Annotated in this window: 21 protein-coding genes; all 21 read left to right on the top strand. The window is 44.3% G+C overall.

The window, feature by feature from the left end; all coding sequences use genetic code 11:
• The first annotated feature begins 42 nt into the window (after window positions 1–42).
• The 21 genes from rpsU (at window position 43) to dnaG (ending at window position 19,218) form a co-directional block, all read left to right on the top strand.
• Window positions 43–216 carry a 30S ribosomal protein S21 gene (gene rpsU / locus ACK1LH_RS14625; RefSeq protein WP_015595024.1) on the top strand — a complete coding sequence of 58 codons (174 nt, stop codon included), beginning with the start codon at window positions 43–45 and terminating at the stop codon, window positions 214–216.
• Window positions 217–229: 13 nt separating this feature from the next.
• Window positions 230–673: a GatB/YqeY domain-containing protein gene (locus tag ACK1LH_RS14620; protein WP_411333475.1), complete on the top strand. Its 444-nt coding sequence runs from the start codon at window positions 230–232 to the stop codon at window positions 671–673.
• Window positions 674–834: 161 nt separating this feature from the next.
• A complete protein-coding gene (locus tag ACK1LH_RS14615) occupies window positions 835–2,133 on the top strand; it encodes an NfeD family protein (protein WP_029279576.1) in 1,299 nt (432 codons plus the stop codon).
• A gap of 16 nt (window positions 2,134–2,149) precedes the next feature.
• Complete coding sequence (gene floA / locus ACK1LH_RS14610; RefSeq protein WP_029279578.1) at window positions 2,150–3,139, top strand: flotillin-like protein FloA; 990 nt, start codon at window positions 2,150–2,152, stop codon at window positions 3,137–3,139.
• 30 nt (window positions 3,140–3,169) lie between these two features.
• A complete protein-coding gene (locus tag ACK1LH_RS14605; RefSeq protein WP_029279580.1) occupies window positions 3,170–3,658 on the top strand; it encodes a hypothetical protein in 489 nt (162 codons plus the stop codon).
• Window positions 3,659–3,718: 60 nt separating this feature from the next.
• Window positions 3,719–4,006 (top strand): sporulation protein YqfC, encoded by a 288-nt coding sequence (gene yqfC, locus ACK1LH_RS14600; RefSeq protein ID WP_029279581.1) that lies wholly within the window; start codon window positions 3,719–3,721, stop codon window positions 4,004–4,006.
• Window positions 4,007–4,022: 16 nt separating this feature from the next.
• A complete protein-coding gene (gene yqfD, locus ACK1LH_RS14595; protein WP_411333473.1) occupies window positions 4,023–5,207 on the top strand; it encodes a sporulation protein YqfD in 1,185 nt (394 codons plus the stop codon).
• A gap of 3 nt (window positions 5,208–5,210) precedes the next feature.
• The gene (locus ACK1LH_RS14590; protein WP_035207212.1) at window positions 5,211–6,170 is read left to right on the top strand and encodes a PhoH family protein; all 960 of its coding nucleotides are present in this window, start codon (window positions 5,211–5,213) and stop codon (window positions 6,168–6,170) included.
• A gap of 61 nt (window positions 6,171–6,231) precedes the next feature.
• Complete coding sequence (locus tag ACK1LH_RS14585) at window positions 6,232–8,409, top strand: HD family phosphohydrolase (protein WP_035207210.1); 2,178 nt, start codon at window positions 6,232–6,234, stop codon at window positions 8,407–8,409.
• A 5-nt stretch (window positions 8,410–8,414) separates the two neighbouring features.
• Window positions 8,415–8,888 (top strand): rRNA maturation RNase YbeY, encoded by a 474-nt coding sequence (ybeY, locus tag ACK1LH_RS14580; RefSeq protein WP_035207323.1) that lies wholly within the window; start codon window positions 8,415–8,417, stop codon window positions 8,886–8,888.
• Window positions 8,860–9,237: a diacylglycerol kinase family protein gene (locus ACK1LH_RS14575; protein ID WP_029279589.1), complete on the top strand. Its 378-nt coding sequence runs from the start codon at window positions 8,860–8,862 to the stop codon at window positions 9,235–9,237. Before ybeY ends, ACK1LH_RS14575 begins: the two co-directional genes overlap by 29 nt.
• A 112-nt stretch (window positions 9,238–9,349) precedes the next feature.
• Window positions 9,350–9,748 carry a cytidine deaminase gene (locus ACK1LH_RS14570; protein ID WP_029279591.1) on the top strand — a complete coding sequence of 133 codons (399 nt, stop codon included), beginning with the start codon at window positions 9,350–9,352 and terminating at the stop codon, window positions 9,746–9,748.
• Complete coding sequence (era, locus tag ACK1LH_RS14565) at window positions 9,741–10,649, top strand: GTPase Era (RefSeq protein WP_029279593.1); 909 nt, start codon at window positions 9,741–9,743, stop codon at window positions 10,647–10,649. Before ACK1LH_RS14570 ends, era begins: the two co-directional genes overlap by 8 nt.
• Window positions 10,650–10,766: 117 nt before the next feature.
• Window positions 10,767–10,910 carry a YqzL family protein gene (locus ACK1LH_RS14560; protein ID WP_081414167.1) on the top strand — a complete coding sequence of 48 codons (144 nt, stop codon included), beginning with the start codon at window positions 10,767–10,769 and terminating at the stop codon, window positions 10,908–10,910.
• A 32-nt stretch (window positions 10,911–10,942) separates the two neighbouring features.
• A complete protein-coding gene (gene recO, locus ACK1LH_RS14555) occupies window positions 10,943–11,701 on the top strand; it encodes a DNA repair protein RecO (protein WP_029279595.1) in 759 nt (252 codons plus the stop codon).
• A 312-nt stretch (window positions 11,702–12,013) separates the two neighbouring features.
• Window positions 12,014–12,904: a glycine--tRNA ligase subunit alpha gene (gene glyQ / locus ACK1LH_RS14550; protein WP_035207207.1), complete on the top strand. Its 891-nt coding sequence runs from the start codon at window positions 12,014–12,016 to the stop codon at window positions 12,902–12,904.
• Complete coding sequence (gene glyS / locus ACK1LH_RS14545; RefSeq protein ID WP_411333472.1) at window positions 12,897–14,957, top strand: glycine--tRNA ligase subunit beta; 2,061 nt, start codon at window positions 12,897–12,899, stop codon at window positions 14,955–14,957. The genes glyQ and glyS overlap by 8 nt, the downstream gene beginning before the upstream one ends.
• Before the next feature lie 180 nt (window positions 14,958–15,137).
• A complete protein-coding gene (locus tag ACK1LH_RS14540; protein ID WP_029279601.1) occupies window positions 15,138–15,776 on the top strand; it encodes a helix-turn-helix transcriptional regulator in 639 nt (212 codons plus the stop codon).
• Between the two features lie 19 nt (window positions 15,777–15,795).
• Complete coding sequence (locus tag ACK1LH_RS14535; RefSeq protein ID WP_029279603.1) at window positions 15,796–16,608, top strand: pyruvate, water dikinase regulatory protein; 813 nt, start codon at window positions 15,796–15,798, stop codon at window positions 16,606–16,608.
• A 313-nt stretch (window positions 16,609–16,921) separates the two neighbouring features.
• A complete protein-coding gene (locus ACK1LH_RS14530; protein WP_051827336.1) occupies window positions 16,922–17,374 on the top strand; it encodes a YaiI/YqxD family protein in 453 nt (150 codons plus the stop codon).
• Window positions 17,375–17,406: 32 nt separating this feature from the next.
• A complete protein-coding gene (gene dnaG / locus ACK1LH_RS14525) occupies window positions 17,407–19,218 on the top strand; it encodes a DNA primase (protein ID WP_029279607.1) in 1,812 nt (603 codons plus the stop codon).
• Window positions 19,219–19,281 lie beyond the last annotated feature (63 nt).

Here is a 19,281-nt window from a genome sequence, read left to right as displayed (position 1 = left end):
CAGATGATGTCGATTGGTTGTATTCGGAGGGAGGGAATAAGAATGTCAAAAACGGTCGTTCGTAAAAACGAGTCGCTTGAGGACGCTCTTCGTCGCTTCAAACGTACAGTATCAAAAAGCGGTACTATACAAGAAGCTAGAAAGCGCGAATTCTATGAAAAACCTAGCGTAAAACGTAAGAAAAAGTCTGAAGCTGCTAGAAAACGCAAATTCTAAAGAGGGTGGATTTATGAGTCTTCTTGAGCGTTTGAATCAAGATATGAAACAAGCGATGAAGAACAAAGAGAAGGACAAACTGGCTGTTATCCGTATGGTGAAAGCCTCATTACAGAATGAAGCCATCAAACTGGGTAAACAGGAGTTGTCTGCTGAAGAGGAACTGACTGTGTTTTCTCGCGAATTAAAGCAACGTAAAGACTCCCTCCAGGAATTCAGTAAAGCTGATCGCTTAGATTTAGTTGAAAAGACACAGGCTGAACTTGATATCTTAACTGTATACATGCCTAAGCAGCTGACAGAGGAAGAACTTACAGCTATCGTTCAGGAAACGATTGCTGAAGTGAATGCTGTGTCAAAAGCAGACATGGGTAAAGTTATGGCTGCCATCATGCCTAAGGTTAAAGGTAAGGCTGACGGTGCGCTTGTCAATAAAACTGTAGCTGGACAGCTATAATAAAAACCGGAAAAACACCCTGTTCATTTGAACAGGGTGTTTTTCAGCAGAATTTTTAATAAAAATGAAACCTATACTTAAGTAGAAACGTATTACTGATAGACTGCAGATGAAAGGGGGCCAGCTGAACATTGAAGAGTCATCATAACCGTCTATTTCATATCTTTTTCGGCATTGTTCTTTTCCTTTCGCTTTTTGGAAGTGCATATATGCCTGCAGCTGACAATTCAGCAGATAAAGTTGCGGTTATCCCCATTGAAGAGACGGTTGAAAAAGGATTGTCGCAGTTTATCAAGAGATCGTTTAAGGAAGCTGCTGCTGCAAATGCAGACCATATCATTTTAGACATCAATACTCCAGGGGGAGCGGTTGATGCCGCTCTTGAAATTGCTGATACAATCAGAGGGTCGAACATCCCTGTAACCGCTTTTATTGACCGCAGGGCGCTGTCTGCCGGAGCGTATATTGCCCTGAATGCAGATCAGATTTATATGGTTCCCGGTGCGAAAATGGGATCTGCCGCTATCATTGATCTTGAAGGCAATACAGCAGATAAAAAGGCAGAATCGCTCTGGCTTGCGGAAATGAAGGAATCAGCTGAGCAAAATAACCGGAATGCCAAATATGCCCTTGCCATGGCAGATCCTGATGTGGATGTGCCTGAGTACGGAGCCGGAAAAGGTGATCTTCTGACACTGAATTCGGAGCAGGCGCTTGAGGTCGGTTATTCTGAGGGAACGGCTGAAAATCTGGACAGTTTGCTCCAAAAGCTGAATCTTGCCTCAGCAGAAGTCATTGATATTGAAGTAAGCTTTGCCGAGAAGGTCGCGCGGTTTGTCACAAACCCGATTGTCATCCCTATTCTGCTCTCTATTGGAAGCCTCGGGCTAATTGTTGAGCTTTACAGTCCAGGTTTCGGACTGCCGGGAATTATGGGACTGTCTTCGCTCTTCCTATTCTTCTACGGACACTATATTGCAGGGCTTGCCGGGCTTGAGACCATCATTCTTTTTGCCGCCGGAATCATTCTTGTGGCAGCTGAGTTTTTCGTCCCGGGAGGCATAATAGGATTTATTGGTTTTGGAGCAATCCTGCTCAGTTTCTTCATCGCAACAGATGACATAGGCTATATGGCCTTTTCGCTTGGGATTGCGCTTTTAGTTGCCGTATCGGCAGCCATCATATTTGTAAAGGTGTTTGGAAAACGTATGAATATCTTTAAAAAACTCATATTGCGTGATTCAACCAATACGGAAAGCGGATATGTTTCGAACCGCAGCAGGCTCGAGCTGATCGGCAAGACGGGTGTGGCACTAACTTCAATGAGGCCTTCGGGCACAGCTCTGATCGAAGATGAGCGCATTGATGTGGTGACAGAAGGAACGTTTATTGCAAAAGATCAGAAAGTAAAGGTTATTAAGGTAGAGGGCTCCCGGGTCGTCGTAAGAGAAATCATTTAATTGAAGGAGGAACAAAATGGATCCATCATTGCTGCTCACGTTAGGCTTAATTGTTATAGGTGTCATTGTACTTGGTGTTTTATTTACCTTTGTGCCGATTACACTGTGGATTTCAGCACTTGCTGCAGGGGTAAGAATCAGTATTTTCACCCTGATCGGGATGAGGCTTCGCCGAGTAAGTCCGAACAGAATCATTAATCCGCTCATTAAAGCACATAAGGCTGGACTTGGAGTAACCATCAATCAGCTTGAAAGCCATTATCTTGCCGGAGGGAATGTAGACCGGGTTGTAAATGCTTTGATCGCAGCTGAGCGCGCCAACATCGAACTGACATTTGAGCGCTGTGCAGCCATTGACCTGGCTGGACGCGATGTTCTTGAAGCTGTACAGATGAGTGTTAATCCAAAAGTGATTGAAACGCCGTTTATTGCAGGGGTTGCTATGGACGGAATCGAAGTAAAAGCAAAAGCGCGCATCACAGTCCGTGCAAACATTGAAAGACTTGTCGGGGGTGCCGGCGAAGACACCATTATTGCACGGGTAGGAGAAGGAATCGTCAGTACGATCGGTTCTTCTGACAACCATAAAAAAGTTCTTGAAAACCCGGATAGGATTTCTCAGACGGTATTAAACAAAGGACTTGATTCAGGGACTGCTTTTGAAATTCTGTCGATCGATATCGCAGATGTGGATATCGGCAAAAACATCGGGGCGATTCTGCAGACTGATCAGGCTGAAGCAGATAAGAAAATTGCCCAGGCAAAAGCTGAAGAACGCCGTGCGATGGCGGTCGCTCTTGAACAGGAAATGAATGCCAGAACGCAGGAAATGAGAGCGAAGGTTGTGGAGGCAGAGGCTACAGTTCCTCTCGCGATGGCAGAAGCACTGCGCAATGGGAAAATCGGCGTGATGGACTATATGAATTTTGAAAATATACATGCTGATACAGGCATGAGAGATTCGATCGGAAAGCTTTCGAAAGATCAGCCTGATCATGAAGAGTAGGAATCAGCCCAAATCAGGAGGTGCTGATGGATGCAATGGATTGATTTTCTTTTAAACAACCCTCTTGTGATAGCAGGTCTTATCTTCGCCATTTCTTCCCTGTTCGGAAAAAAAGCGAGAGATAAAAAAGCAGAAGCGCAGCGTGATCGAAAAAGAAAACCTGCTACTGTACAAAATACTGCCGCGCCGAATAGAGCGGAGGCTGAAAAGCCGGGCAGGGAATCGTTTGAAGAAGCAAAGGACCGAATGAAAGAAGCTGTTAAAACAATTGAAGCAAGATATCAGTCTGCTAAAAGCACCTTGCCGAATGCGGACGAAGATGCCGCTTCAAGGAATGTGACGGAATTAAAGGAGCAGGCGGATCTGTTTGTGCAGCAGACGGCTCAGAAGGCTCCTGCTGCACCTAAGAAAACACCTGCAGCTGCAAGAGATGATATTGTCCGGGGCATTATCTGGAGCGAAATCATCGGACCGCCGCGTTCTAAAAAGCCGCACAGGGCAGCAAGGCGGCAACTTTAAAAAAATGTGTTAGAACCCCCTTTAAACTCATACATATGAGATGAGAGGGGGTTCTTTTTTATGGCGAAAAAATGGCGGCAGAACGTTGCGAAATGGATCACGCGAACAATTGAAATACCCCAGGATGTCATGATGGATCTTCCCCGCATCACCATGATCGGCCAGATACATATTTATATAGAAAATCACAGAGGGCTGCTTACATTTACAGACAATGAGCTGAGGCTTCTGTTAAAACAGGGTCAGCTTCAAATAAAGGGAGAAGCTTTTGTCATAAAAACCATTCTGCCTGAAGAGATTCTTCTGCAGGGGAAAATTGATCAGGTCAATTACTTGGAACAATCTTAAAAATCGGGGGATGACGATGAAAAATCAATGGATGCATTTCTTTTACGGCGTGATAAAAGTAACAGCAGCGGGAAGAGGAACGGAACGGTTTGTAAATGACTGCATCAGACAGGGAATCCCTGTCTGGAATGTGAGAAAAGAAGAGAATGGACTCTCTTTTTTTATTCGCCTGAAAGATGTACATGCCTTGAGGCGGGCGGCAAGAAAAAGCGAATGCAAATGTTCGCTGCAAAAGGTGTCGGGACTGCCGTTTCTAATCCAGAAATCATTGAAAAACAGCGGCTTTGTTATCGGATTCACTCTGTTCTTTGCTGTCATCCTGCTCCTCTCCAATATGATTTGGGGAATCGATGTAAAAGGCGCAAAGCCGAGCACGGAGCATAAAATCATGAAAGAGCTGGATGCAATGGGGGTGAAAACAGGAAGGCTGCAGTTCATGACGCTTGATCCTGATTCCATCCAGAAAAAGCTGACAGACAATATCAGTGAATTGACATGGGTGGGTGTTGAACTCAGGGGAACGCATTTTCATTTTGAGGTGGTCGAAAAGAATGAACCCGAAAAAACAGCAGAAGCAGGCCCTCAGCATATTGTAGCGAAAAAGAAAGCGGTCATTACAAAGATGTATGTTGAAAAAGGACAGCCTTCCGTGACCATTCATGATCATGTTGAAAAAGGGCAGCTGCTCGTATCAGGCTTAATCGGAGGCGAAAAAAAGAAGCAGCTTGTTGCGGCTAAAGCGGAAATTCTGGGTGAAACATGGTATAGATCGGAAATAACTGTGCCAAAAAAACAAACCTTTCAGCTTTTTTCAGGCAGCGAAGTCAGAAAAACGTACCTTTCAGTTGGGTCAGCCGATCTCCAGATTTGGGGATTTAATCAGGACCTGTATGCAAAATATGAAGAGGAAAATGATATCAGGCCGCTCCGGTTTTTAAAATGGATTCTCCCGTTTGGATTCGGCCAGAAGATCTACCGTGAAAAAGAAGTTTATGAAAAACAATATACAGAGGAAGAGGCGCGCGCTGCTGCAATTGATCAGGGCAAAAAAGAGCTGCTTGGACAATTAGGAGAAGATGCAGAGGTAAAGGGTCAAAAAGTTTTGCACCAGACGAACGAGAATGGTAAAGTAAAACTAACAGTGCTCTACCAAGTTATAGAAAATATCGTAAAAACAACACCAATTGTTCAGGGAGACTAAATCATGCCAGAAGAACTCATTACGATAAATCTGCAAGTCGAAAATCCAAACGAAGCAGCATCTCTTTTTGGAAACAATGATGTACACCTGAAGCGGATGGAAGATGAGCTGTCCGTTACAATTGTATCAAGAGGCGAAGCTGTCTATGTAAATGGAGAAGAAGAGAATGCAAATATAGCTGGTGATGTGCTTGCGTCGCTTCAGGTTCTTCTGAAAAGAGGAATAGCCATCAGCGAACGCGACGTCATCTATGGCATTGAAATGGCTAAAAAACACAAGCTTGATGAATTTGAAGCTCTTTATGTTGAGGAAGTAAGCAAAAATGCTCAGGGGAAATCCATCAGAGTCAAAACTCTCGGGCAAAGACATTATGTGTCTTCTATCCGAAACAAGGACCTGATATTCGGCATCGGCCCTGCAGGAACAGGCAAGACGTATCTCGCCGTTGTGATGGCGGTCAGCGCACTTAAGAATAATCAAGTGAAGCGGATCATTCTCACGCGGCCTGCTGTTGAAGCAGGAGAAAGTCTCGGCTTCCTGCCTGGCGACCTCAAAGAAAAAGTAGATCCGTACTTACGCCCTCTATATGATGCGCTTAACGATGTTCTCGGAGCGGAACATACGCAGCGGCTGATTGAGAGAGGCACCATCGAAATTGCGCCTCTTGCCTATATGAGAGGAAGAACGCTTGATGATGCTTTTGTTATTTTGGATGAAGCCCAGAATACAACACCTGCACAGATGAAAATGTTTTTAACAAGACTCGGATTTGGTTCGAAAATGGTCATTACCGGTGATATTACACAGGTTGACCTGCCGAGAGGCGTTCAGTCGGGTCTTGCTGCAGCAAGGGATACACTGAGTTCTGTAAGCGGTATAGCGTTTAATGAACTGCAGCAGTCAGACGTCGTGCGCCATCCGCTTGTAGCGAAAATCATTGAAGCATATGACAAGACAAAGTGACCCGGGCGCCCGTTTTCGGGTCACTTTTTTCAGGAATGCAAAGGGGAGCGGGGGTGATGTTATGAAAACAAAGCGAAGTGCTAAGCTCAGTCAGCTCATTGAAACGTTAAAGCATTATAAGTTTATACATATTTCCATGTATTTTTTGCTTGCTGCTGTCATTTTTGTCTCCCTTTACAGCAATGTAAAGCCGGAAACGGTTGATGTTGAACTTTTTACTTACTCTGATCAGACAATCATAGCTCCGACTCAGGCGGAAGATACGTTTGAAACAGAGAGCAAACGGCAGGAAGCATACGATGCGGTTCAAGATGAATATGTCCTGAGAAAAGATTATGTCGTAAACCGCGTAGAAGTCATAACATCGATCTTTGACTTTGTAAAAGAAACAAACAAAGAGGCTGCGGATGAAATGAAGCTGCAGAATGAAAATGTGACAGAAGGCGAAGAAGCCTACACAGTATCAATTGAAGAAAAACTCATTCGGCTGAAGGACAAGCTTACAGAAGATATCCGAGAAAAAATTTCAGATGATACATTCACCGCTCTCCTTGAATCCTCGGAGAATGAGCTGAATATAGCCAAGGATGCAGCGGTCACGGCAGTCAACCGGGTGATGAGCGAGGAAATTCCGCTGCAGAAGCAGGATGAGGCAAAGGATCTGGTTGAAGAGGACCTTACATCCTCGAATTTAAGGGCGGACTTACTGAAAGCAGCGATTGAACTCGGAAGATATGCCGTTATTGCGAACTATGTCTTTGATCTTGATGCGACGGAAGAGAAAAAGCAGCAGGCATACGATGATGTCAATGAAGTACAGATTAAACAGGGACAGATTCTTGTTGAAGAAGGCGGTTACATCAGCAGGGATATCTACCGCAAACTTGATCTTGTAGGTCTTCTCGACAATAAGCTTGCTTTGAAGCCGTTTGCCGGTCTGCTGCTGATGATCCTTCTGATCCTTGCGGCGCTCATTTATTATTTTGAGGCGCCTGACAGGCAGCCGCACAGAAAAAATCATTCTCTCATTCTGTATGTCCTGATATTCAGCATTACCATCCTGCTGATTAAAATTATCAGCTTCTTTCAGGAAATCAATTATAATAACGTAGGGTATCTCGTTCCTGTCGCTATGGGTGCCATGCTGATCAAGCTGCTTCTCCATGAGAGACTGGCCATTTTGACAAGCATTATCTTTGCTGTATGCGGCAGCATTATCTTTAATGAAGGCGTAACGGGGACGTTCAATTTCACGATCGGCATCTACTTCCTGTTCGGCAGTATAGCAGGCGTCCTCTTTTTGAACGACCAGAACGTCAGGTCAAGAATTTTGCAGACGGGATTGTTTGTGGCGCTGATCAACATCATGATCATCACAGCGATCACCTTGATACAAAACGGAAGCTACTCAAATATTGAGCTGGGCTCTTATTTCATAATGGCTCTTGCTTCCGGACTCATATCGTCTGTTCTGACAATTGGATTCATGCCGTTTTTTGAAACGGGTTTCGGAATTCTCTCGACAATGAAACTGATTGAGCTGTCGAACCCGAATCATCCTCTGCTCAGAAAAATTTTGACTGAAACACCAGGGACGTATCATCACAGTGTCATGGTCGCAAATCTTTCAGAAGCAGCGTGCGAGGCAATCGGTGCGAATGGACTGCTTGCCCGCGTGGGAGCCTATTACCATGATATCGGAAAAACAAAACGGCCTCAGTACTTTATTGAGAATCAGATGAATATTGAAAATCCGCATGATAAACTGTCTCCCCAGCTAAGCAAAAATGTGATTATCGCACATGCTTCAGACGGTGCGGAAATGCTTAGAAAGCATAAAATGCCCAAAGAGTTTGTGGATATTGCAGAACAGCATCACGGGACAACCCTGCTGAAGTTTTTCTATCATAAAGCGAAGCAAAACCACCCTGATATATACGAAGAAGAGTTCAGATATCCCGGACCGAAGCCGCAGACAAAAGAAATCGCGATTATTTCGATTGCAGACAGTGTAGAGGCTGCGGTAAGATCCATGTCGAGTCCGACACCGGATAAAATTGAAAAGCTGATACGCGGAATCATTGCGGACAGGCTTCAGGACCATCAGCTGAACGAGTGTGATCTGACTCTGAGGGAACTGGATATCATCGCGAAATCATTCAGCGAAACATTAAAGGGGATATTTCACTCAAGAATTGAATATCCGGAAATTACAAAACAGAAGGTGAAACAGGCATGAACAGAATGATAATCGATATGGAGGATGAAACAGAACAACTCGCACAAGACCAGCTTTCTATGGTCGAAAGCCTGCTGCAGCACGCGGCTCAAACTGAGAACGTGCCTCAGGATGCAGAGCTTTCTGTTACGTTCACAGACAATCAGAGAATTCAGGAAGTAAATAGAGAGTACCGGAACAAAGATCAGGTAACGGACGTCATTTCTTTTGCGATGGAAGAGCTGGGCGAAGGCGAGGTTTCGATCGTCGGCGGGGAAGATATGCCCCGCATCCTCGGGGATATCATCATTTCAGTGCCCCGTGCAAAGGAACAGGCGGAAGAATACGGTCATTCTTTTACAAGAGAGCTAGGATTTCTGGCTGTTCACGGCCTTCTTCATTTGCTGGGATATGACCACATGACAGAAGAAGATGAAAAAAAGATGTTCGGCAAACAAAAGGATATTCTCGATGCGTATGGACTTAAAAGAGAAGTCTGAGCGTGAACGGTTTTTAAAAAGTTTTTATTATGCTTGGCAGGGGATAAAGATGACCCTGATTCATGAGCGGAACTTTCAGATTCATGCTTTTGTATGTCTGATCGTGACGGGGGCCGGGCTGTACTTTCACCTGTCTGCCGGCGAGTGGATCATCATTCTTTTCCTTATGGGCGGAATGCTCTCGCTTGAGCTCATGAATACGGCGGTAGAGCGTGTTGTTGACCTTGTAACCGCCGACTATCACCCGCTTGCAAAGGCAGCCAAAGACGCAGCAGCCGGCGCTGTTTTGATTTATGCCATTCTTGCGGTTATGATAGGGTTACTCATTTTCTTTCCAAAGATCCTTTAAGTTATGAGAAAATTCTTACAATTAAATTACATTTGCGGCAATCAGGTGAAATTTCATTCCGGCAGAGGTAAAATAGAAGTACACAGAGCCGCTTAAGAAAGGGAGAATAGCATTGAACTCAGAACAACTCATCAAAGAAGCAATAGCAGCTCGGGAAATGGCATATGTTCCTTATTCCAAATTCCAGGTTGGTGCTGCTCTATTAACAAAAGACGGAAAAGTGTACAGAGGCTGCAATATTGAAAATGCCTCATACGGCATGACGAACTGTGCAGAACGGACAGCGCTTTTTAAGGCTGTATCAGAAGGCGACAAGGAGTTTGCGGCCATTGCCATCGTAGCAGATACGGAGGGCCCTGTGTCCCCGTGCGGTGCGTGCAGGCAGGTCATCTCAGAATTGTGTCCGAGAGACATGAAAGTAATACTGACAAATTTAAAAGGCGACGTAAAAGAATGGACAGTTGCTGAATTATTGCCCGGGGCATTTTCATCGGAGGATTTGAATGAGTAAAAATGAATATAAGTCAGGTTTTGTTTCCATTATCGGCAGACCGAACGTTGGGAAATCAACATTTTTAAACCGCGTGATCGGACAGAAAATCGCGATTATGAGCGACAAACCACAGACAACACGTAATAAAATACAAGGCGTATATACAACAAACGAATCTCAGATTGTGTTCATAGACACACCTGGAATCCATAAACCAAAGCACAAACTGGGCGATTTTATGATGAAGGTAGCCCAGAATACGCTTAAGGAAGTCGATGTCGTCTTATTTATGATCAATGCAGAAGAAGGCTATGGCCGCGGAGATGAATTTATCATTGAAAAACTTCAGCATACAAAGACACCTGTTTTCCTGATCATTAATAAGATAGACCAGATCCATCCGGATCAGCTTCTTCCGCTGATTGACCAGTACCGCGCATTCTATCCCTTCAAGGAAATTATTCCGATTTCAGCTCTTCAAGGCAATAATGTGGACACTCTTCTTGAACAGATTGAATCTTATCTTCCAGCGGGACCGCAGTACTATCCTGCCGATCAGGTGACAGATCATCCTGAACGGTTCATTATTTCTGAGCTTATCAGGGAAAAAGTGCTGCATTTAACACGCGAAGAAATTCCCCACTCGGTTGCAGTGGTGATTGATGCGATTGAAAGACGCGACAACAATCAGTCCATTTACGTAAGTGCAACCGTTATTGTCGAACGTGATTCTCAAAAAGGAATTGTCATCGGCAAACAGGGAAAAATGCTCAAGGAAGTAGGCCAGCGGGCTAGGGCAGATATTGAAGCGCTGCTTGGGACGAAAGTATTTTTAGAGCTTTGGGTGAAAGTGCAGAAAGACTGGCGCAATAAAATGAATCAGCTCAGAGACTTCGGTTTCAGAGAAGATGAATATTAAAAGCTCCTTGAAATTAACAAATTTTATCTAACATGAAACGAAGGATGTTCGGTCAAGATAACGGTATAGAATTGGATAACAGCTTGCTTCTCTTAACAACTGAAAGGCGGGGTTAACATGCTTGATTTTACCTGGAAAGTGTTTATTCAGACAGGTAATATTGATACCTATCTTCTTTTTAAGGAAATGGAAAAAGATACTGGTGACGGACCCGATTTACATGATCATGAGCTGACAGAAGCGGACTTTCCAATTTCGTGATCTGACCGAATCCTTCTGGATGGTGAGAATGATTGCTTCAAAAATGCGAAGGCATTGTGATACGCACAAATGATTATGGTGAAACAAACAAGATTGTGACACTCTATACCCGTGAGCTTGGAAAAGTGGGCGTTATGGCGAGAGGCGCTAAAAAGCCGAACAGCCGCCTGACTGCTTCTACACAGTTATTCACTTACGGGTATTTTTTATTTCAAAAATCAACAGGTCTCGGCGGTCTTCAGCAGGGAGAAACAATAGCATCAATGAGAGGCATCAGGGAAGATATTTTTCTGACGGCATATGCATCCTATATGGCGGAGCTGCTTGATAAAAGCACGGAGCAAAATGATCCTAATCCCTTTCTTTTTGAGCTTTTCAGCCAGTCTCTCAAGCTTTTGAATGAAGGAGTGGACCCGGATGTTCTGCTTCACATTTTCGAGATGAAAATGCTGAATGTTCTTGGTCTTTATCCTCAGCTTGACTCTTGCGTCAACTGCGGAAGCAGAGATGGAACGTTTCATTTTTCCATTCGGGAAAACGGCTTTTTGTGCCACCGCTGCTTTGAAATGGACCCTTACAGACTCAAGATCTCGCAGGGAACCGCCAAGCTGCTGAGGCTGTTTTATTATTTTGATCTGGAAAGGCTTGGGCAAGTGTCTTTAAAACCCGAAACGAAGGCGGAGCTGAAAATGGTCATCCATACATACTACAGCGAGTACTCAGGCCTTTTTCTTAAATCCAAGCGTTTCCTTGATCAGATGGACGCGCTGCGTGGCAAGCTTTCGGATTAACGGGCCTATTGACTTTGAGCTTGCATTCAGGTTATGATGCTAATAATTATATGGAGCTGCTATGAAGGAAAAAGAGTATTTGCTGCAGTTGTGCGAAAGCGAACCCGGGACGGTGGAAGCCGGGTGACAACAGGCAAAGAAAGGCGTTTCCCGAGCGGCGCTTACGGAAAGTGGCAGTGCACTAAGTGCACTTGCAATTAGGGTGGAACCGCGGGTTAACTCTCGTCCCTATGCTGAGATTAAGCAGCATAGAGACGGGAGTTTTTTTGTTGCTTATCTTGTGAATGACAATACATTTTGGAGGTGCATGTTATGAATATTCAAGACATGATATTGACATTGCAAAAACACTGGTCTGATCACGGCTGTGTATTAATGCAGGCATATGACACAGAAAAAGGGGCAGGTACAATGAGCCCGTACACGTTCCTGAAAGCTGTAGGTCCGGAGCCTTGGAAGGTAGCCTATGTTGAACCTTCCCGCCGCCCGGCAGATGGACGATACGGCGAAAATCCGAACAGACTGTATCAGCATCATCAGTTTCAAGTCATTATTAAACCTTCTCCTGACAATATTCAGGAGTGGTATCTCGATTCTCTTAAAGCTCTTGGCATTGACCCGCTGAAGCATGATATCCGTTTTGTTGAGGATAACTGGGAAAACCCGTCTCTTGGATGCGCAGGACTCGGGTGGGAAGTATGGCTTGACGGCATGGAAATTACACAGTTCACTTACTTCCAGCAAGTAGGGGGACTCGAATGCAAACCTGTTTCTGTTGAAATTACTTACGGTATCGAACGTCTCGCATCCTACATTCAGGATAAAGAAAATGTGTTCGATCTGGAATGGACAGAAGGATACACTGTGCGTGACATCTTCCTGATGCCTGAATACGAACATTCTAAATATACGTTTGAAACATCAGATGCAGATATGCTCTTTAACCTGTTTTCCATTTATGAAAAAGAGGCCCACCGCCAGATGGACGAGGGACTTGTGCACCCTGCATATGATTATGTTTTAAAATGTTCCCATACGTTCAATCTGCTTGACGCAAGAGGGGCGATTTCCGTGACAGAAAGAACGGGATATATCGGCCGCGTCCGAAACCTTGCCAGAAAAGTAGCCAAAACATTTTATAATGAACGGGAGAAGCTTGGATTTCCAATGCTGAAACAAGAGGAGGCTGAAACAAATGAGTAAACAGGATCTGCTGCTTGAACTTGGACTTGAGGAGCTTCCGGCAAGATTTGTAACAGATGCGATGAATCAGCTTTCTATGAAAGTTGAAAACTGGCTGAAAGAGAAAAACATTTCATTTGGAGAAGTGCATGTTTACTCAACTCCGAGAAGGCTTGCCGTACGGATTGAGGATGTTGCGGAAAAGCAGAAGGATATTGAAGAAGAAGCGAAAGGACCGGCGAAGAAAATAGCGCTTGATTCAGAAGGAAACTGGTCAAAAGCGGCTGCCGGCTTTTCAAGAGGCCAGGGAGCGTCTCCTGAGGATATTTATTTTAAAGAAATCGGCGGCATTGAATATGCCCATGTTCATAAATTTATTAAGGGAAAAGAAACAAAACAGCTGCTGTCAGAGCTTAAAGACATCATCACAAGCCTGACATTCCCGAAGAATATGCGCTGGGGATCCCAGGACCTAAGGTTTGCACGTCCAATCAAATGGATGATTGCGCTCTTTGGCAGCGAAATCATTCCGTTTGAAATCACCGGTGTGAAAACAGGCAATGAAACAAGAGGACACCGCTTCCTGGGACAGGATCAGACGGTGCAATCAGGATCTCACTATGAAGAAACCCTTCTTTCACAATATGTTATCGCTTCCCCGGTAAAACGGAAAGAAGCGATTCTGACACAGCTTCATCATATCGAAGAAGAAAACGGATGGGAGATTCCGATCGATAAGGATCTGCTTGAAGAAGTAACGAATCTTGTAGAGTATCCGACGGCGCTCTTCGGCAAGTTTGAAGAAGAATATCTGTCTCTTCCTGAAGAAGTTCTGATTACAACGATGAAAGAACATCAGAGATATTTCCCTGTGAAAAACAAAGAAGGAAAGCTGCTTCCATTCTTTGTGACTGTCAGAAACGGTGATCACAACCATATTGAAAATGTAGCAAGAGGAAACGAAAAAGTGCTGCGTGCACGCCTTTCTGATGCTGCGTTCTTCTACAATGAGGATCAAAAGCTTGTGATCGCAAATAACGTAAAGAAACTTGATAAAATCATTTTCCACGAAGAACTTGGTTCTACAGGCGATAAAGTCAGAAGAGTAACGGCATTGTCTGAAAAACTGGCAGACCGCTTTGCGTCAGAGCAAGAGAAAAAACATGCGGTGCGCGCAGCTGAAATCTGCAAATTCGATCTGGTCACTCATATGGTCTATGAGTTCCCTGAACTGCAGGGAATCATCGGTGAAAAATATGCAAGAGCGTTCGGCGAAGCGGAAGAAGTGGCAGCGGCCATTAACGAGCACTACATGCCTCGTCACGCGGATGATGCAGCACCTTCAACCACCGCGGGTGCGATTGTTGCTCTTGCGGATAAACTGGATACGATTGCGGGATTCTTCTCAATCGGCGTCATTCCGACAGGATCGCAGGATCCATATGCACTCAGACGTCAGGCAAGCGGTATTGTTCACATTCTTCTTGCCAAGCAGTGGAAGGTGACGCTTGATGAATTGTTTGAAGCTGCCCTTGCTCCATTTGAAGGTTCGGATAAAGAAAAAGTGATGGCGGATTTGCGTTCATTCTTTAAAATGCGCATCAAGCATGTTCTTGATGAAAAGAAAATCAGATACGATATCGTCGATGCGGTTCTTGGGTCTGAACAGCTTGAACTTACGGCTGTCCTCTCCAAAGCGGAAGTTCTGGCCGCCGCTGCAGGTGAAGCAGGATTTAAAGAAGAAATGGAAGCTTTTGCCCGTGTTCAGAATATCTCCAAAAAAGGAACGGGTGACGCTGTAGATCCTTCCCTGTTTAAAAATCAGGAAGAAAAAGATCTCTACAGCAAGTACACAGAAGCAGCGGAAGCATATGCTGCGCACGGAGCCCGCGGCGAGTATAAAGAAGCGTTTAAAGCTCTTCGCTCCCTTCAGCCTGCCATTGAGAGCTATTTCAGCGAAACTATGGTTATGGCAGATGACGAAGCACTGAAAACAAATCGCCTTGCCCAGATGAAAAAGCTTGCAGTACTCATTGAATCCTTTGCGGACATGAATGCTGTCATTGTAAAATAGAGAAACGAGGACGGTTGCCTAAAGGCAATCGTCCCGTTTGTTTACGTATTTCAAAAGCAGCCTGTGAAAAGGTTCTTTTCAATCTGCTCAAATAGTATATAATATTTTTATATGAGTATAACCTATTTGGATTGAGTGAAAGCAGAACTATAGATACATATGTATTGGAACCTTAAGGTGGTGAGTACAATCGAATTAAATAAAAGACAGGAACATATTCTGCAGATTGTAAAAGCAAGCGGGCCGATTACCGGCGAACACATTGCAGACCAGCTGAATTTAACGAGGGCCACTCTGCGGCCTGACCTTGCCATCCTGACGATGGCCGGATACCTGGAAGCGAGGCCTAGAGTCGGCTATTTTTACACAGGCAAGACCGGAGCCGGCATGCTGTCTGATAAATTGAAAAAACTTCAGGTAAAGGATTTTCAGTCCATACCTGTCGTTGTAAATGAAAATGTGTCTGTTTACGATGCCATTGTGACCATGTTTCTTGAAGATGTGGGGACGCTCTTTGTCGTCGACCAGGGGTCCATCCTTGTCGGTGTGCTGTCGAGGAAAGATCTGCTCAGGGCAAGCATCGGAAAGCAGGAGCTTGCATCGATTCCGGTCAATATCATTATGACAAGAATGCCGAACATCACGATGTGCAGCAGAGAGGACAACATCGTGGATGTAGCGAAATATTTAATTCATAAACAAATTGATGCCATTCCAGTTATTAAAGAAACAGATAAAGGGTTCGAAGTAACAGGCAGAATTACAAAAACAAATATGACAAAGATATTGGTCGGACTAGCGGAGAATGAAATCATCTAACTGGGGAGTGGGGAATGGTATGTACAATCGTCATGTCTATGTTGTTTCGGATTCTGTCGGTGAAACGGCTGAACTGGTTATCAAAGCTGCGATCAGCCAGTTCAACGGGTACGCTGCAGACACCAAAGTAAAGCGGATTCCATATGTAGAGGATCTTGGAACGATTAAAGAGATTATCGCCCATGCAAAGCTTGAACAGGCTATTGTCTGCTTTACCCTTGTTGTGCCTGACCTGAGGCAGGGTCTGATTGAGGAGGCGGAAGCCCAGGGGGTCGTTTATTACGATATTATCGGACCGCTCATTGATAAAATGGAATCTGCGTACGGCATCTCAGCCAAATATGAGCCGGGAAGAGTAAGAAAACTTGATGAAGATTACTTCAAAAAGGTAGAAGCCATTGAATTTGCCGTAAAATACGATGATGGAAGAGATCCAAGGGGCATCATGAAAGCGGATATCATCCTTGTCGGTGTGTCTAGAACGTCGAAAACGCCTTTGTCCCAGTATCTGGCGCACAAACGGTTTAAAGTGGCCAATGTTCCGCTCGTTCCGGAAGTTGAACCGCCTGAAGAGCTGTTTAAAGTGTCGCCGCAAAAATGCATCGGCCTTAAAATAAGCCCGGACAAGTTAAACGATATCAGAAAAGAACGGCTCATTTCACTGGGGCTTAACGACAAGGCGATCTACGCCAACATTGACAGAATCAAAGTGGAGCTTGAATACTTCGAAAAAATAATCGACAGAATCGGCTGCCAGGTGATTGATGTTTCAAATAAAGCGGTAGAAGAGACAGCCAACATGATCCAGAACATCATGAACAGATACAACTGAATCTAACGGATGTAAAGACTCAGAGTGGCCTGATACTCTGAGTTTTCTGCATGTATCCTGTTTACAGCTTTAATTGGCTAAAAAGAATGGAAAAATGAAAGACTTTGTATTATAATAAAAAATTGTGATAAAATTACTTATTTTAGGTTTAGACTTGACCTATTACGAATAAACTATTTATTGTGATCTGTCAAGCTAATCATTAAAAAATAATTCGACAAATTCAGTCTTGATTTCCTTTGGCATCTTTTCTGGATAGTTTAGAAGGAATCCTTCGGAGTGATGTAGAATAGTGAAAGACGGCGAAAAAAAGATGCAGATTATTGTCGACGCAGATGCGTGTCCGGTTAAACAGGAGATTGCTGATCTGGCTGCATTGCACGGGGTACGGGTCCTGTTTGTTGCTTCCTACAATCATCAGTCATCAACTACATATGGATGCGACTGGGTATACGTGGACACAGGAAAAGAAGCTGCTGATTTATACATTGTTAATCACACCTCGAGACACGATACCGTTGTGACTCAGGACATCGGTCTTGCAGGGCTTCTCCTTAAAAAAGGGGTTACAGTTATCACACCCCGGGGTATAGAACTTACAGAAGATTCGATTGAAACAGCTCTTCAGTTCAGGTATCTTTCCGCAAAGGAACGGCGAAGCGGGAATCATACGAAAGGACCGAAGAAGTTTACCGGAGCAGACCGGGAACATTTTGTCCTCACCCTTCAAAAGATTTTGTCGAAAGATGCAGGAATTGGTGATTAAATCGCGAATATTAGTTTCACGGAGATGTTACTATGGCAAATCGTATTCCTGACGAACTTATTGATCAGATTCAGAAGTCTGCAGATATCGTGGATGTTGTAGGCGAATATGTTCAATTGAAAAAGCAGGGGCGAAATCATTTTGGTCTCTGTCCTTTTCATGGAGAAAAATCTCCGTCATTTTCTGTCTCGCATGATAAGCAGATCTACCACTGTTTTGGATGCGGCGCCGGAGGAAATGTTTTTTCCTTTCTGATGCAGATAGAAGGGCTCTCCTTTGTGGAGGCAGCCGGATCTTTAGCAGACAGGCTTAACATAGAACTGCCGGATCATCTTCATTCCGCCCAGCCAAAAGACGCAAACAGCGATGATGAAAAAATGATTGAAGCTCATGAACTGCTGAAAAAGTTTTACCATCACCTGCTCGTAAACACGAAAGAAGGCCAGGAAGCTCTTGATTATCTGACAGGCAGAGGCTTTGATAAGGAAACTATCGATCAGTTTGAAATCGGCTATTCGCTTGATTCGTGGGATTTCGCTGCGAAATTTCTGACCAAACGCGGATACAGTCCCGAAATGATGGAACGAGCAGGGCTTCTTGTTAAGAAGAACAATTCTGATTCCTATCTTGACCGCTTCAGAAACAGAGTTATGTTCCCGATCCTTGACCATACCGGGAGAACAATCGCGTTCTCAGGCAGAGTGCTCGGCAAGGAACAGCCGAAGTTTCTGAACAGTCCTGAAACCCCGATTTTCAATAAGAGCAAGGTCCTTTACAATTTTCATCAGGCAAGAGTACATATACGCAAAAATCAGCAAGCCGTTTTATTCGAAGGTTTTGCCGATGTGATATCTGCTGTCCGTTCAAATGTGCCGAATGCGATTGCCACAATGGGTACATCGCTTACAGATGCCCAGGCAAAAATCATCAAAAGAAATGCAGGAGATGTTATCATATGCTATGACTCAGATTCTGCAGGCCTGGAGGCAACGCTCAGGGCTTCAAGAACACTTGCTGCTGCAGGATGCAAAATGCGGGTAGCCGCCCTGCCTCATGGGACAGACCCTGATGACTACATCCGGACACACGGAGCCGAGAAGTTCAGGCAGGATGTAATAGGGGCAAGCATTACGCTGATGGCATTTAAGATGCAGATGTTCAGAAAAGGCAAAAATCTGCACGATGAAGGACAAAGACTGCAGTACATCGAAGATATAGTCAGAGAGCTGAGTCTTCTTGACAATCCTGTTGAAATTGAGCTTTATCTGAAACAGCTGTCTGAAGAGTTTTCACTCTCCATGGATGTTTTGAAAAGCCGTGTGCTTGATCAGAAAGGAAGCAGGCAGCGTGAGCCGAAAAAAGAGCAGGCAGCGCCGGCTCCTCCAAAAACGGAGACGAGAATACCGCAGCAAAAGCGCCTTCTGAAAGCTTTTCATAATGCAGAAAGGCTGCTCATCGCCCACATGCTGAGAAACAAAGAAATCGCCCAAAAAGTGCTGGACAGGGTGGGGCTTCAATTTAATATTGAGGAACACAGAGCCATTATTACTTATTTATATGCTTATTACGAAGAGGGCTTTGAAGCAAATGTAAGCTCCTTTCTGAGGAGACTGCCTGATCATAAGCTTCATCAAGTGGTTTCAGATATCGCGATGCTTTCCGTGAATGAAGAAATTTCGGAGCGGGAGCTGTCAGATTATATCAAACAGGTGTTGAATCACCAAAATTGGTTAATGATAAAAGAAAAAGAATCTGAAAAGCACGATGCAGAACGCAAAAAGGATTTTGTTAAAGCTGCCGGCATTGCCATGGAAATCATTAAGCTGAAACAAAGCCTTAAGTAGCACTGAAATGAGATTCACTGTTGCTGATTGTTTATTTCCAATCAGAACATTACTATAAAGCAC

This window comes from Metabacillus indicus (assembly GCF_046603695.1).
GTDB classification, from domain to species: Bacteria; Bacillota; Bacilli; order Bacillales; family Bacillaceae; genus Bacillus_P; species Bacillus_P indicus.
The sequence above is the reverse complement of the archived record's forward strand: the minus strand, read 5'-3'. Positions and strand labels throughout refer to the sequence as shown.